The organism is Streptomyces sp. NPDC060027, assembly GCF_042737005.1.
GTDB lineage: Bacteria > Actinomycetota > Actinomycetes > Streptomycetales > Streptomycetaceae > Streptomyces.
Window position 1 is genome coordinate 1 of record NZ_JBHWVI010000234.1, and the last position, 13,502, is coordinate 13,502.

Here is a 13,502-nt window from a genome sequence, read left to right on the forward strand (position 1 = left end):
GGTTCGCGGCCCGGCAGTCCCTAGATGACCAGGGACAGCAGCAGCACCAGTCCTCCGGCCACCACCGAGATGATGGTCTCCATGACGGACCAGGTCTTGACGGTCTGACCGACGCTCAGACCGAAGTACTCCTTCACCAGCCAGAAGCCGGCGTCGTTGACATGGCTGAAGAAGAGCGAGCCCGCGCCGATCGCCAGGACGAGCAGGGAGGTGTGGGTGGTCGACATGTCGGCCGCGAGGGGCGCGACCAGACCGGCCGCCGAGATGGTGGCGACGGTCGCCGAGCCGGTCGCGAGACGGATCGCCACCGCGATCAGCCAGGCCAGCAGCAGCGCGGGGATCGACCAGTCCTCGGAGATCTCCAGGATCATCCGGCCCACGCCGGAGTCGATCAGGGTCTGCTTGAAACCGCCGCCCGCGCCGACGATCAGCAGGATGCCCGCGATGGGGGCGAGGGACTTCTCGACCGTCGTCGAGATGCGCTCCCTGGTGAAGCCGGCCGCCCGGCCCAGGGAGAACATGCCCACGATCACGGCCGCGAGCAGGGCGATCAGCGGCGCTCCGACGACGTCGAAGACGCGCTGCGTCAGGTCCGTCGGGTCGTCGACGACGATGTCCACCAGCGCCTTGGCCAGCATCAGCACCACCGGCAGCAGCATGGTGGCGAGGGTCGCGCCGAACCCGGGGCGCTGCTCCAGGTCCTCCGAGGCACGCTGCGGGACCATGCGGTCGGGGGCCTGGACGTCCACCCAGCGGGCCGCGTACCGCGAGAACACCGGACCGGCGACGATCACCGTCGGGATCGCGATCAGGACACCGAGGGCGAGGGTGATGCCGAGGTTCGCGTGCACCGCGTCGATCGCGACCAGCGGGCCGGGGTGCGGCGGAATCAGACCGTGCATCACCGACAGGCCCGCGAGCGCCGGGATGCCGATGCGCATCAGCGAGTAGTTGCCGCGCTTGGCGACCATCAGGACCACCGGGATCAGCAGCACGATGCCGACCTCGAAGAACAGCGGCAGCCCGATCACCGAGGCGATCAGCACCATCGCCCACGGCATGGCGCGCCCGCCGGCCTTCGCGAGGATGGTGTCGACGATCTGGTCGGCGCCGCCCGAGTCGGCGAGCAGCTTGCCGAGGATCGCGCCGAGGGCGATCAGGACGCCCACGCCGGCCACGGTCGAGCCGAGACCGCCGGTGAAGCTGACGATGACCTTGTCGAGCGGGGCGCCGGCGAACGCGCCGACGGCCAGGGAGCCGATGGTCAGGGCCAGGAAGGCGTGCAGCTTGAACCTGGTGATGAGCAGGACGATGACGGCGATGCCCGCCAGCACGGCTATGCCCAGTTGAGCGTGGCCCGCCGAGGTGATCGGTTCGACGGTGTCCGCTGCCAGCATCTCGACACTGAGTCTGGTCACGGTGGTTCCCTTGCTTGAGAAACGGACGCGGGGAAGGTGGTACGCGAAGAAGGGCCTTCCGGACGGAAGGCGGGGGTGAGGCAGGTGTGGAGAAGACACCGTCGCTTCGCGGGACGGGACGCGACGGGTCGGCACGGTGAAGCGCGGGCGCTTCCGCCGGGGGACGGCGTTACCGCGAGGGCACCGCGCTACGGCCGGGGCGGGGCGAGACCGTCGAGCGCGGCCACGGCCCGTTCGGTGATCTCGTCGGGGCCGCCGGACACGTCCACACGGACCCCCGCCTCGTCCGCCGCCAGCGGCTGGAGCGTGGCGAACTGCGAGTCGAGGAGCGCGGTGGGCATGAAGTGCCCCTTGCGGTGCGACATCCGGTTCTCGATGAGTTCGCGGTCACCGGTGAGGTGGACGAAGACGACCCCGGGTGCCGCGGCCCGCAGCCGGTCCCGGTAACCGCGCTTCAGCGCCGAGCTGCTGACCACACCCCCGAGCCCCGCCCGGTCGTGCGCCCAGCGCCCGATGGAGTCCAGCCAGGGCAGGCGGTCCTCGTCGGTCAGCGGCGTCCCGGCCGTCATCTTGGCGATGTTGGCCTGCGGGTGGAAGTCGTCGCCCTCGGCGTACGGAACGCCGAGCCGGGCCGCGAGCAACGGACCGATGGTGGTCTTTCCGGTGCCTGCGACGCCCATGACCACGACGACATGGGGGGTGGGACTGTGCTGCATCGCGCTCTCGCTGTCTTCGTCGACATCTGATGTCGACGCCACTGAAACGTATTAGGTACGACGAATTCAAGAGTCTGTGACATATAAGTCTGACTTTTTGTTCTCGCTGTCATCCTCGTACGCTGGCCCCATGACCACACGGGGCCGGGGACTGCACGGACATGTATTGGAATCCCTCGGGCCGGCCATCACAGCGGGCGACTACCCGCCGGGAAGCGTTCTGCGCACCGACGAACTCGCCCAGCGCTTCGAGGTGTCCCGCTCCGTGATGCGCGAGGCGGTCCGGGTGCTCGAATCGATGTACCTGGTCGAGTCCCGCCGCCGCGTCGGCGTGACGGTGCGCCCCAAGTCCGAGTGGAACGTCTACGACCCTCAGGTCATCCGCTGGCGGCTGGCCGGCGCCGACCGCCCCCACCAACTCCGTTCACTCACCGTGCTGCGCTCGGCGATCGAACCGGTCGCCGCGGGACTGGCCGCACGCCACGCCACCGCGGAGCAGTGCGCGGAGCTCACCGAGTGCGCGCTCGGCATGGTCGCCACCTCACGCGGGCAGCAGCTGGAGGGATACCTCGTCCACGACGTCGCCTTCCACCGGGTGATCCTCAGGGCGTCGGGCAACGAAATGTTCGCCCGCCTCGGGGACGTCGTCGCGGAGGTCCTGTCCGGACGGACCCATCACGAGGTCATGTTCGAGGACCCCGACCCCGCGGCCGTCACCCTGCACGTCCAGGTCGCCGAGGCCGTCCGCGAGGGCGACGCGCGCCGCGCCGAGCAGCTCACGCGCGAGATCACGGTCGGCGCGCTCCAGGAACTGGACATCCTGGCACCCTGACGGTCAGTGCACTCCGCCGGCCCGCGCACTCGCGGTCGGCGCACTCCACCGGTCCGCCCCGGCGGTCAGTCGAGGAACTCCCCGTCCACGTACACCCAGGCCCCGTCCACCCGCTCGAACCGGCTCCGCTCGTGCAGCGAGCCGCCCCGGTAGGAAGCCCGGAAGGTCACGGTCCCCGCGGTGTGGAACGCCGAGCCCTGACCCGTGTCCAGGATCTCCAGGCCGGTCCACCGCATCCCCGCGTCGAACTCCACCCGGGCCGGCCGCGTCCGCGGATGCCAGGTCCGCAGCAGGTACCCCTCGTCCTCCTTCACGAAGGCGCAGTAGCGCGACCGCATGAGCGCCTCGGCACTCGGCGCCGCGGCCTCACCGCGATGGAAGCGCCCGCAGCAGCGCGCGTACGGCCCGGCGAGCCCGCAAGGACAGGAACGGCTGGTCATCGTGTCATTCTCCCCGGACCCGCGCCGAGTCGGCGTTCGTGGGCGGATAGGCGGGCCGGGCCGGCATCTCCGGCACGGGCGCGGGCAGCGGAGGCAGCGCCGTCTCGTACAGCCACTCCGCGAAGAGGTCGTCGAGGGGCTCGGCCGCGTAGCGCGAGACGTGCGAGGTGAAGGCGGACGTGGAGACCGCGCCGCCCCGGTGCAGGGTCGCCCACCCGCGCAGCATGCGGAAGAAGGCCTCGTCGCCCATCGCGCAGCGGATCGCGTGCACCGTGAGCCCGCCACGCTCGTAGAGCCGGTCGTCGAACATCAGCTTGCGGCCCGGGTCGGACAGCAGCAGGTCCTGCGGCAGCGCGGACAGCTTCCGGTGCGCCGCGGCGGCCAGCTGGCGTGCCGGACGCCCGCCGGACCGCTCCGACCACAGCCACTCGGCGTACTTCGCGAGCCCCTCGTTCAGCCAGATGTGCCGCCAGTCCGCGATCGACACGCTGTTGCCGAACCACTGGTGCGCCAGCTCGTGCGCGATCAGCCGCTCCGACCCCCGCGCCCCGTCGACGTGGTTGGCGCCGAACAGCGAAAGACCCTGCGCCTCGACCGGGACGTCGAGCTCCTCCTCGGTCACCACCACCGCGTACTCGCCGAACGGGTACGGCCCGAAGAGGCTCTCGAACAGCTCCATCATCGCGGGCTGCCGCGCGAAGTCCCGGGAGAACTCCGGGAGCAGCTGCGCGGGCAGATGCCCGGACTGCGGTACGCCCCCGAGGCCCGGGTCGCCGAGCAGCACCGTCTGGTACTTGCCGATCGACATGCCCACCAGATAGCTGGAGGTCGGCGCCGACTGCTCGTACACCCAGGTGGTCGTCGACGCCTTCGTCGTCCGCGTCAGCAGGCGCCCGCCCGCCACCACGGCGTAGGAGGACGGCGTGGTGATCGAGATCTGGTAGGAGGCCTTGTCGGCCGGCCGGTCGTTGCACGGGTACCAGGACGGCGAGCCGATCGGCTGGCTCGCCACCAGCGCCCCGTCCTCCAGCTCCTCCCAGCCGAGCCCGCCCCAGGGACTGCTGACCGGCTTGGGGTTGCCCGACCAGTGCACCTCGACGGTGAACGCGGCACCGGCCCGGACCGGCTTCGGCGGACGGACCCGCAGCCTGCCGCCCCGGTGCGTGTAGTGCGGCGCCTTGCCGTCGACCCGGATCCGGCCGATCCGGAAGTCGGCCAGGTTCAGCTGGAACTCGGTCAGCGCGGAGCGGCCCGCTATGGCGTTGATCCGCGCGGTGCCGGAGAGCCGGTTCGGGGCGGGGCGGTAGTCCAGCGCGAGCTCGTACCGGTGCACCCGGTAACGGGCATCGCCGTTGGCCGGGAAATAGGGGTCCGGTCCCGCTGTCTGCTGAACGCTCACTGCTGCGACTGCTCCCTGCCCTGTGCTCGACGTACCGCTGTACCGCCCTTCGTATCCGATCAGGTCACGTCTTCTATGAACGCCAGGCCTCGATCGGATTGCCCAGCCAGCGGGTGTCGTCGGGAACGGACTCCGCCGCCATCACGAGCGACGCGGGACCCAGGGTGGAACGGGCCCCTACGGTGCTGCCGGGCAGGACGATTCCGCCCGGGCCCAGGGTGGCGCCCTCACGGAGGACCACAGTATCCGTCCGCAAGATCCGGTCGTGGAAGAGGTGGGTCTGCAGGACACAGCCACGGTTGACCGTGGCCGCGTCCCCGAGCGTCACCAGGTCCGTCTCGGGCAGCCAGTAACTCTCGACCCACGTGCCCCGGCCGATCCGGGCGCCCAGCCCGCGCAGCCACGCGGTCATCAGCGGCGTACCGGGCACGGATCCCGCCAGCCACGGCACGGCCACGACCTCCACGAACGTGTCGGCCAGCTCGTTGCGCCACACGAAACCGCTCCACAGCGGGTGCTCACCGGCACGGTGCCGACCGACCAGCAGCCACTTCGCCACGACGGACACCAGGCACCCGAGGACGCCCACCGCGAGCAGCACGGCCCCCGAGAACGCCCACGCCCACGGCCCCAGCGCGCACAGCGCGGCGACCGTCAGCACGGCCAGCGCCGCCGAGCAGAACACCGGCACGAGCCGGCACAGCTCCACCAGACCGCGGGCCCACAGCAGCCGGGCCGGTGGGTCGTAGGTCCGGCTCTGGTCGCCGCCCTGCGCCGCGCGCGGCAGCTTCATCGGCGGCAGCCCCAGATACGAGCTGCCCTTCTTCGCCTTCTTCGGCGTCGCCGACAGCACACCGACCAGTCCGCCGTCCGGCACACTGCGGCCCGGAGCGGTCATCCCGGAGTTGCCGAGGAACGCCCGGCGGCCGATCTCGGCCCGCCCGATGCGCATCCAGCCGCCACCGAGCTCGTACGGCGCGGTCAGTGTGTCGTCGGCGAGGAACGCGCCCTCGCCGACCGTCGTCAGACTCGGCAGCGCGAGCACGGTCGACACCTCGGCGCCCCGGCCGATCCGCATCCCGAGGAGCCGCAGCCACACCGGCGTGATCAGCCCGGCGTACAGCGGGAACAAGGTTTCCCGGGAGCGGTCCATCAGCTGCGTGACCGTCCAGGCCTGCCAGCCGATCCGGCTGTGCGTCGGATGCGTGCCCTCGTGCAGCCCGAGGCTCAGCAGCCGTACGGAGACCAGCAGCAGCACCGCGTACGCGAGACCGAACGCGAGCGTCGCCGGCACCAGGGCGATCCCGGCACCGCGCAGTGCCGCACCGAGCCCGGCGTCCGCGCTCACGAACACCCGGGCCACCAGCAGCGCCGCGACGGCGGCCAGCACCGGCAGCGCGCTCAGGGCGAACCCGGTCGCGCCGTACATCGCCCGCCAGTACGTGCCACGCTGCGGCCGGTCCTTGGGCCACGCGCGCTTCGCCTTGCCGAGCTTGCCCGCGGGCGCGCCGGCCCAGCGCTGCCCGGTCGGAATCTGCCCCACCACGGCGGAACCCGGCGCCACCTCGGCACGCTTGCCGACCCGGGCCCCCGGGAAGAGGATGCTGCGGGTTCCGACCACGGCACCGGCGCCCACCTTCACGGCGCCGATCTCCAGCCGGTCACCGTCCAGCCAGTACCCCGACAGGTCCACCTCGGACTCGACGGCGGCACCCCGGCCCAGTTTGAGCATGCCGGTCACCGGCGGCAGCGAGTGCAGATCCACGTCCTGGCCGATCCTGGCGCCCAGGGCACGGGCGTACCGCTCCAGCCAGGACCCGGTCAGCGACGTCGCGCCGCTGAACCCGGCGAGACGCTCGGCCGTCCAGAGCCGCAGATGGACGCTCCCACCGCGCGGATACCGGCCGGGCCTCACCCCGCGCAGCAGCAGCCGCGCACCGCCCGCGGCGACGGCGAGCCGTCCCGGCGGGCTGAAGAGGACGAGCGCACCGGTGCCCACCAGCCACCACGAGGTGCCGGGTGCCCACGGATACGGACCGAACCAGTGCAGTACGTTGCCGAGCGCGGCCAGCGCCACGGTCCAGCGCAGCCCGAGCAGGCTGAACAGCGGGACCAGCACGAGCAGCTGGACCAGCTTGGCGCGCAGCGGTACCGGCGCGATGATCCGCTCGGCGCCGTCGTCCTGGCGGGACTTCTCCAGGTGCCGGGCCAGCTTGCGCAGCACGGGCTGCTGGTAGATGTCGAGCACGGCGGCGCTCGGATAGCGGGCGCGCAGTCTCGTGGTGAGCTGGGCGGCGGCGAGACTGCTGCCGCCGATCGCGAAGAAGTCGTCGGTGGAGCTGCCGACGGGGATGCCGAGGACCTCGTTCCACTGCTCGGCGAGCCAGGCCTCGGTGCCGTAGAGCTGCTCCTTGGCGCCACCCGCCTCCAGGCCCTCCAGCGGCCAGGGCAGCGCGTTCCGGTCGACCTTGCCGGACGTCCGGGTCGGCAGGTCCTCGACCGGGGCGATCAGCGGCACCAGGGCGGCGGGCAGTTCGGCGCGCAGCTTCTCGACGGCGGACGCCTGGTCCCAGCCGTCCTGGGTGACGACATAGCCGACGAGGAGCTGATTGCCGCCGCGCGCGGTCCGCACCGCGGCGGCGGCGCCCGCCACCCCGGGCAGCGCCTGGAGCGCCGCGTCCACCTCACCCAGCTCGATCCGGCGTCCGCCGAGCTTGATCTGCTCGTCGGCCCGCCCGAGGAAGATCAGCCCCTCGGGTTCGGCCTTGACCAGGTCACCGCTGCGGTACGCCCGCTCCCAGCCCAGCGACTCGAGCGGCGCGTACTTCTCGGCGTCCTTCTCGGCGTCGAGGTAGCGGGCGAGTCCGACCCCGCCGATCACCAGCTGGCCGCTGCCGCCCATCGGCACCGGCTCGCCGGCCTCGTCGACGACCGCCAGCTCCCAGCCGTTGAGCGGCAGCCCGATCCGGATGGGCTCGTCCCCGGTCAGCAGCGCGGCACAGGCCACGACGGTCGCCTCGGTCGGTCCGTACGTGTTCCAGACCTCCCGCCCCTCGGTCACCAGCCGCTGCGTCAGCTCGGGCGGGCAGGCCTCGCCGCCGAAGATCAGCAGCCGGACCTCGTTGAGGGTCTCGGGCTCCCACAGGGCGGCGAGGGTGGGCACGGTGGAGACGACGGTGATCTCCTGCTCCACCAGCCAGGGCCCGAGGTCGGCGCCGCTGCGCACCTGGGAGCGCGGCACGGGCACCAGACAGGCGCCGTACCGCCAGGCCAGCCACATCTCCTCGCAGGAGGCGTCGAAGGCGACGGAGAGACCCGCCATGACCCGGTCGCCGGGGCCGATCGGCTCCTCGGTCAGGAAGAGGTCGGCCTCCGCGTCGACGAAGGCGGCGGCGCTGCGGTGGCTCACGGCCACGCCCTTGGGCTTGCCGGTGGAACCGGAGGTGAAGATGATCCACGCGTCGTGCTCGACGCCGGGCCGCCCGGCGGGAACCTCGGAGCGCCCGTTGACGGTCAGCTCGTGCCCGGCGCCGACGACCGCGCGCACCTCGGCCTCGCCGAAGACCAGCTCGGCCCGCTCGTCGGGGTCCTCGGCGTCCACCGGCACATAGGCGGCACCGGCCGCGAGGACCCCGAGGATCGCCACGTACAGCTCGTTCGTGCCGGACGGGACCCGCACACCGACCCGGTCTCCGAGCCCGACCCCGGCCTCCGCGAGCCGCCGCCGCACGGCCTCGACCTCGGCGGCCAGGGCGCGGTAGCTGAGGGAGCTCCGGCCGTCGTCGAGAGCGGGCTCGTCGGGGTACGCCCGAACGGAGGCGTCGATGATGTCGACGAGCGTGCGCGGCGAGGCGGCCGAAGCGGCGGAGAAGCGCGCCTGGTCACCGAGCTCCGCACGCACCTCGTCGTCGGACAACGCGAGTGCGGGGCCTTGCTGGAGGGCTGCCATCGGGTCCTCACGTGTTGTTCCCGGAACGTCCGGGGAGCCGGTGGGCCCGCAGGTACGCCTGGGGATATTCCGGTCCAGCTCCGAACAAGCCTGGAATTTTAGTACGACGCTAGCCTCGGACCTGGTAATCAGCGATGCGAGGCCCGCCGCGGGGGCAGCGGAACGATGGAGTCCGGCGCTCTGACGTGGGGGTATGTCAGCGTGACGAGATCTGCCCCACATCTGTCCGTAACCTGCCGATCACAACGAGCGAGGGCGGCGACCTCGTGGCCGCGGACCTCGCCGTTCCGGGTGGAGAGGGCCTTCGCGGGGGACGGGATCGATGCGGGCCCCTGGGTGATGCCGGGGGGATCGCGTGGCCGGTCGCACCGCGGCCCGGAAGGGGCCCGGAAACGCGGAAGACCCCACACGAAGTGGGGTCTCAGCTGGTGTCCGAGGGGGGACTTGAACCCCCACGCCCGATAAAGGGCACTAGCACCTCAAGCTAGCGCGTCTGCCATTCCGCCACCCGGACAAGGTGTTTGTCGCGCGGGCTTCCCTCGCGGCGACAGAGGAAACATTACCAGGCTTTCGAGGGCTCCCGATCACCCCCTGTCGCCGCGTGAACGGCGTGTGACGGGCCGGGTCCTGCCTTGGGGAGGAGAGGGGGTCGGAGAGAGGATGAGGGGGACCACCAGCGGCGACAGTGGGAGGAAGCAGCGTGAGCGAGAGCGGCACGACCAGGAGCGTCACGGGCGAGGACGAGGTTGTGGACCTCTGTCGTGAGCTGATCCGGATCGACACCAGCAACTACGGGGACCACTCGGGCCCGGGCGAGCGCAAGGCCGCGGAGTACGTCGCCGAGAAGCTCGCCGAGGTCGGACTCGAGCCACGCATCTTCGAGTCGCACAAGGGGCGCGCCTCCACGGTGGCCCGCATCGAGGGCGAGGACCCCTCGCGGCCCGCGCTGCTCATCCACGGCCACACCGATGTCGTACCGGCCAACGCGATGGACTGGACCCATCACCCCTTCTCCGGCGAGATCGCCGACGGGATGGTGTGGGGCCGCGGCGCGGTCGACATGAAGGACATGGACGCCATGACGCTGGCGGTCGTACGGGAACGGATGCGCACCGGCCGCAAGCCCCCGCGCGACATCGTCCTCGCCTTCCTCGCCGACGAGGAGGCGGGCGGCACCTGGGGCGCCCGGCACCTGGTCGACAAGCACCCGGACCTCTTCGAGGGCGTCACGGAGGCGATCGGTGAGGTCGGCGGATTCTCCTTCACGGTCAACGAGAAGCTGCGGCTGTATCTCATCGAGACCGCGCAGAAGGGCATGCACTGGATGAAGCTGACCGTGGACGGCACCGCCGGACACGGTTCGATGATCCACAAGGACAACGCGATCACCGAGTTGTCCGAGGCCGTCGGGCGGCTCGGCCGGCACAAGTTCCCGGTGCGCGTGACGAAGACCCTGCGGCACTTCCTCGACGAACTCGGCGACGCCCTCGGCACCGAACTCGACCCGGAGAACATGGACGAGACGCTCGCCAGGCTCGGCGGCATCGCCAAGCTCATCGGCGCCTCGCTGCAGAACACCGCCAACCCGACCCAGCTGGGCGCCGGTTACAAGGTCAACGTGATTCCGGGGCAGGCCACGGCCCACGTCGACGGCCGCTACCTGCCGGGCTACGAGGAGGAGTTCCTCGCCGACCTCGACCGCATTCTCGGCCCCCGGGTGAAGCGCGAGGACGTGCACGCGGACAAGGCCCTGGAGACCGGCTTCGACGGCGCCCTCGTCGACGCCATGCAGACCGCGCTCTCCGCCGAGGACCCGATCGCGCGCGCCGTTCCGTACATGCTCTCGGCCGGCACCGACGCCAAGTCCTTCGCCGACCTCGGCATCCGTTGCTTCGGGTTCGCCCCGCTGAAGCTGCCGCCGGAGCTGGACTTCGCGGGCATGTTCCACGGTGTCGACGAGCGGGTGCCGGTCGACGCGCTCCAGTTCGGCGTGCGCGTACTCGACCGTTTCATCGACGCGTCGTGACGCGTCGCCGACGGGACGTCCCGGCGCCGGACCGAGAAGTCGTGGGCGGTTGACGCCGGCATTCGCCCGTGCGTGCGGAGATCGCCCGGGACGGGTGAATGCGACCATAAGCCCATAGCTCTACTACTCCCTCCTCGTTACAGGTGTTGCGATCCGCTGCTTGGGGATCGCAGTTGCCAACAAGGAGGAATAATGATCAAGAAGGTCGTCGCTGCTGCGGCTGCCACTGGTGGTCTGGTTCTCGCGGGTGCGGGCCTGGCCGTCGCCGACTCGGGTGCTCAGGGTGCCGCTGTGCACTCTCCGGGCGTCGCTTCCGGCAACGTCATCCAGGTGCCTGTTCACATCCCGGTGAACGTTTGCGGCAACACGGTCTCCGTGATCGGGCTGCTGAACCCCGCCTTCGGCAACGTCTGCCTCAACAAGTGACGTTGTGCCTCATCCCATGAGGGGGCACCCCCGTGGGTCACCTCATGAGGGTCACTTCGTGAGGGTCTGAACTCGTCGGCCCCGGAGTGCGCGCCATGCGCTCCGGGGCCGACCGGCTTTCCGCGTACCCGTCCCCCGGGCGGGTGCGTGTTCCGGATGGTCCACGTCCCAAGGACTAAGGCAGGGATACAGCTATGCGACAGGTCACCCGCAAAGGCCTGATGACCGTGGCCGCGGCCAGTGGTGTGCTCGCGGTCACCGGCGTCTCCGCGCACGCCGACTCGGGTGCGATCGGCTCCGCGTCGGACTCGCCCGGCGTGCTGTCGGGCAACACGGTGCAGGCGCCGGTGCACGTGCCGGTCAACGCCTGCGGAAACACCGTGAGCGTGGTCGGGGTGCTCAACCCCGCCATCGGCAACACCTGCGTCAACCAGGGTGGCCTAGGCGGCAAGCCCGGCGGCCACGGCGGCACGGGCTCCCGCTCGGGCGGCGGCTCCCGGGCCGGCGGTCACGCCGCTCACTCGCCGGGTGTGGGCTCCGGCAACCACGTACAGGTGCCGGTCGACGCCCCGGTCAATGTCTGCGGCAACAGCGTGAACGTCGTGGGGATCGGCAACGCGGCAGCGGGCGACAGCTGCGCGAACGCCCCGTCCGGCGGCGGTCACCCCACCACCCCGCCCGGCAGCCACCCCGGCCACCCGGGCCACCCCGGGCATCCCGGCCACTCTGGTCACCCCGGCACTCCGGGTCACCACGGCCACCCCGGGCATCCCGGCCACTCTGGCCACCCCGGGACTCCGGGTCACCCCGGTCACCCGGGTCAGCCCGGAACCCCCGGTCACCCGGGCCACCCCGGAACCCCGGGCCACCCCGGTCAGGCCGGTAACCCGGGTACGCCCGGGCACCCCGGCCAGGCGGGCACGGGCGGCGGCAAGCACCGCGGCGCCGCCTCGCAGGTCGAGCAGCTGGGATCGCGCGTCGCGCAGACCACCCCGGGCGGTGCGGCCGAGCTCGCCCACACGGGCAGCGAGCTGCCGCTCGGCGCGGTCGTACCGGCGGGAGCCGCCGCGCTCCTGGCCGGCGCGGTGCTCTACCGCCGATCGCGTTCGGCGGCCTGACACCACGGGTCCGGCCCGGCCCCGCCGGGCCGGACCGATGCCGGCATCGGCGCGATGATCACGCGGGCGGGTGACGGCACGGACACGACTCGGTACGGCGCGGAGGTGATCCGGTACGGCGCAGGCGTGATCATCGCGCGGCACCGGTGTGGCCGAGGCGCCGCCACCTTCGCCCCCCGTGGCGTGCGCGACGGAACGGGCCCCGCGACGGCGGGGCCCGCTCCGGTTCAGCGGACTTCCGTCACCACGTGGCGCGTACCTGTCGAATGATCCTCCGGCGCAACCGCACCCTGCGGCTCCCGTCGCGCAGCAGGCTCAGGCGGTCCAACTCCCAGTGTCCGTACTCGGCATGGTCCGTCAGCAGTCGTGTCGTCTCCTTGCGGGAGACCCCGCGAGGCACGTACACGTCGACAAATTCGTATTCCGGCATCGCATCTATTGTGCGGGCAGAGGCCCTGTACGGATAGCGTCTGCACTATGTCTGATGCTGTGCAGCCCACCGCTGCCGAGGTACGCGCCGCCGCCGAGGCGGTCAAGACCGCTCTCGACCGCCACCTGGCCGCGGTCGAGCGCAGGACGGGCGATGACGACCCGGCCGTCTACGAGGCGTTCAACGAGCTCGCCGCGGCGGCCGAGGAGTACGACGAGCTCCTCTACGACCGCTATGACGAGGTCACGCCCTTCGAGATCCCCGGCAGTGACGACACGCTGCCCCCGTACACCGGACCCGAGGAGCCGAACGCGCTGAGCGTGGTGATCCGCCGGGACTACGCGGTGGTGGAGCCGCAGCGACTGCTGGCGCAGGCTCAGCGGGTGGAGGCCGTGGAGGAGGACGGCGCGACCGCCACCGAGGGCTTCGACGCGGCGGCCGGCACCGTTCACGGAGCGCTCGGGGTCCTGTTCGGCGAGTTCGAGCCGGACGAGATCGCTTCCCGGCACAAGGAATTCGGGCTGGAGGAGGGCGACTCCACGCTCTGGGTGACCGCCTCGGACGAACCGGCCGATCCCGGGGAATGGCTGGAGGCACCCTTCGAGTCGATCGACCCGCAGCGCGTCGTCTGCCGCTTCGACGTCAGCGCGGTCTTCGACGACGAGTCGGACGACGACGACCTGGACGACCTCGGCTCCGACGAGCAGACCGACGCCCAGGACACGGATCGCTGAGGCCGGCCCGGCAC

General features: G+C 71.5%; 11 protein-coding genes and 1 tRNA gene. 5 read left to right on the plus strand and 7 right to left on the minus strand.

Features of this window, described 5'->3' with window-relative positions; translation table 11 throughout:
• Positions 1-20: 20 nt before the first annotated feature.
• Positions 21-1,418: a gluconate:H+ symporter gene (locus tag ACFWBT_RS36140; RefSeq protein WP_385707204.1), complete on the minus strand. Its 1,398-nt coding sequence runs from the start codon at positions 1,416-1,418 to the stop codon at positions 21-23.
• A gap of 188 nt (positions 1,419-1,606) precedes the next feature.
• Positions 1,607-2,134, minus strand: coding sequence for a gluconokinase (locus tag ACFWBT_RS36145; protein ID WP_385707205.1), 528 nt, complete (start codon positions 2,132-2,134; stop codon positions 1,607-1,609).
• 130 nt (positions 2,135-2,264) lie between these two features.
• Here ACFWBT_RS36145 and ACFWBT_RS36150 point away from each other — a divergent pair, with 130 nt between their 5' ends.
• A complete protein-coding gene (locus ACFWBT_RS36150) occupies positions 2,265-2,966 on the plus strand; it encodes a FadR/GntR family transcriptional regulator (protein WP_385707207.1) in 702 nt (233 codons plus the stop codon).
• Between the two features lie 65 nt (positions 2,967-3,031).
• On the opposite strand, the gene ACFWBT_RS36155 is transcribed toward ACFWBT_RS36150, so the two are convergent.
• From ACFWBT_RS36155 to ACFWBT_RS36170, 4 genes are all read right to left on the minus strand, one after another.
• On the minus strand, positions 3,032-3,406 hold the full coding sequence (locus ACFWBT_RS36155; RefSeq protein WP_385707208.1) for a YchJ family protein: 375 nt from the start codon (positions 3,404-3,406) through the stop codon (positions 3,032-3,034).
• 4 nt (positions 3,407-3,410) lie between these two features.
• Positions 3,411-4,805, minus strand: a complete 1,395-nt coding sequence (locus tag ACFWBT_RS36160; protein ID WP_385707210.1) for a M1 family metallopeptidase — start codon at positions 4,803-4,805, stop codon at positions 3,411-3,413.
• A 73-nt stretch (positions 4,806-4,878) separates the two neighbouring features.
• Positions 4,879-8,754, minus strand: coding sequence for a Pls/PosA family non-ribosomal peptide synthetase (locus ACFWBT_RS36165; protein WP_385707212.1), 3,876 nt, complete (start codon positions 8,752-8,754; stop codon positions 4,879-4,881).
• 426 nt (positions 8,755-9,180) lie between these two features.
• Positions 9,181-9,268: transfer RNA gene (locus tag ACFWBT_RS36170), tRNA-Leu, on the minus strand.
• Positions 9,269-9,454: 186 nt separating this feature from the next.
• Between ACFWBT_RS36170 and ACFWBT_RS36175 the strand changes: the two genes are divergently transcribed.
• The 3 genes from ACFWBT_RS36175 (at position 9,455) to ACFWBT_RS36185 (ending at position 12,324) form a co-directional block, all read left to right on the plus strand.
• A complete protein-coding gene (locus ACFWBT_RS36175; RefSeq protein ID WP_385707214.1) occupies positions 9,455-10,780 on the plus strand; it encodes a M20/M25/M40 family metallo-hydrolase in 1,326 nt (441 codons plus the stop codon).
• 192 nt (positions 10,781-10,972) lie between these two features.
• Positions 10,973-11,206 (plus strand): chaplin ChpH, encoded by a 234-nt coding sequence (gene chpH / locus ACFWBT_RS36180; RefSeq protein WP_385707216.1) that lies wholly within the window; start codon positions 10,973-10,975, stop codon positions 11,204-11,206.
• A 194-nt stretch (positions 11,207-11,400) separates the two neighbouring features.
• Positions 11,401-12,324 (plus strand): chaplin family protein, encoded by a 924-nt coding sequence (locus ACFWBT_RS36185; RefSeq protein WP_385707218.1) that lies wholly within the window; start codon positions 11,401-11,403, stop codon positions 12,322-12,324.
• 241 nt (positions 12,325-12,565) lie between these two features.
• Here the strand turns inward: ACFWBT_RS36185 and ACFWBT_RS36190 are convergent, their stop codons facing one another.
• On the minus strand, positions 12,566-12,754 hold the full coding sequence (locus ACFWBT_RS36190) for a DUF5703 family protein (protein WP_081223519.1): 189 nt from the start codon (positions 12,752-12,754) through the stop codon (positions 12,566-12,568).
• 47 nt (positions 12,755-12,801) lie between these two features.
• Between ACFWBT_RS36190 and ACFWBT_RS36195 the strand changes: the two genes are divergently transcribed.
• Positions 12,802-13,488 (plus strand): hypothetical protein, encoded by a 687-nt coding sequence (locus ACFWBT_RS36195; RefSeq protein WP_385707220.1) that lies wholly within the window; start codon positions 12,802-12,804, stop codon positions 13,486-13,488.
• Positions 13,489-13,502: the final 14 nt, after the last annotated feature.

Excerpts from the sequence above, each read along its gene's own strand:
- ACFWBT_RS36145 (WP_385707205.1), bottom strand. The coding sequence starts at position 2,134 with ATGCAGCACAGTCCCACCCCCCATGTCGTCGTGGTCATGGGCGTCGCA.
- ACFWBT_RS36150 (WP_385707207.1), top strand. The coding sequence starts at position 2,265 with ATGACCACACGGGGCCGGGGACTGCACGGACATGTATTGGAATCCCTC.
- ACFWBT_RS36155 (WP_385707208.1), bottom strand. The coding sequence starts at position 3,406 with ATGACCAGCCGTTCCTGTCCTTGCGGGCTCGCCGGGCCGTACGCGCGC.
- ACFWBT_RS36165 (WP_385707212.1), bottom strand. The coding sequence starts at position 8,754 with ATGGCAGCCCTCCAGCAAGGCCCCGCACTCGCGTTGTCCGACGACGAG.
- chpH (WP_385707216.1), top strand. The coding sequence starts at position 10,973 with ATGATCAAGAAGGTCGTCGCTGCTGCGGCTGCCACTGGTGGTCTGGTT.
- ACFWBT_RS36185 (WP_385707218.1), top strand. The coding sequence starts at position 11,401 with ATGCGACAGGTCACCCGCAAAGGCCTGATGACCGTGGCCGCGGCCAGT.
- ACFWBT_RS36190 (WP_081223519.1), bottom strand. The coding sequence starts at position 12,754 with ATGCCGGAATACGAATTTGTCGACGTGTACGTGCCTCGCGGGGTCTCC.
- ACFWBT_RS36195 (WP_385707220.1), top strand. The coding sequence starts at position 12,802 with ATGTCTGATGCTGTGCAGCCCACCGCTGCCGAGGTACGCGCCGCCGCC.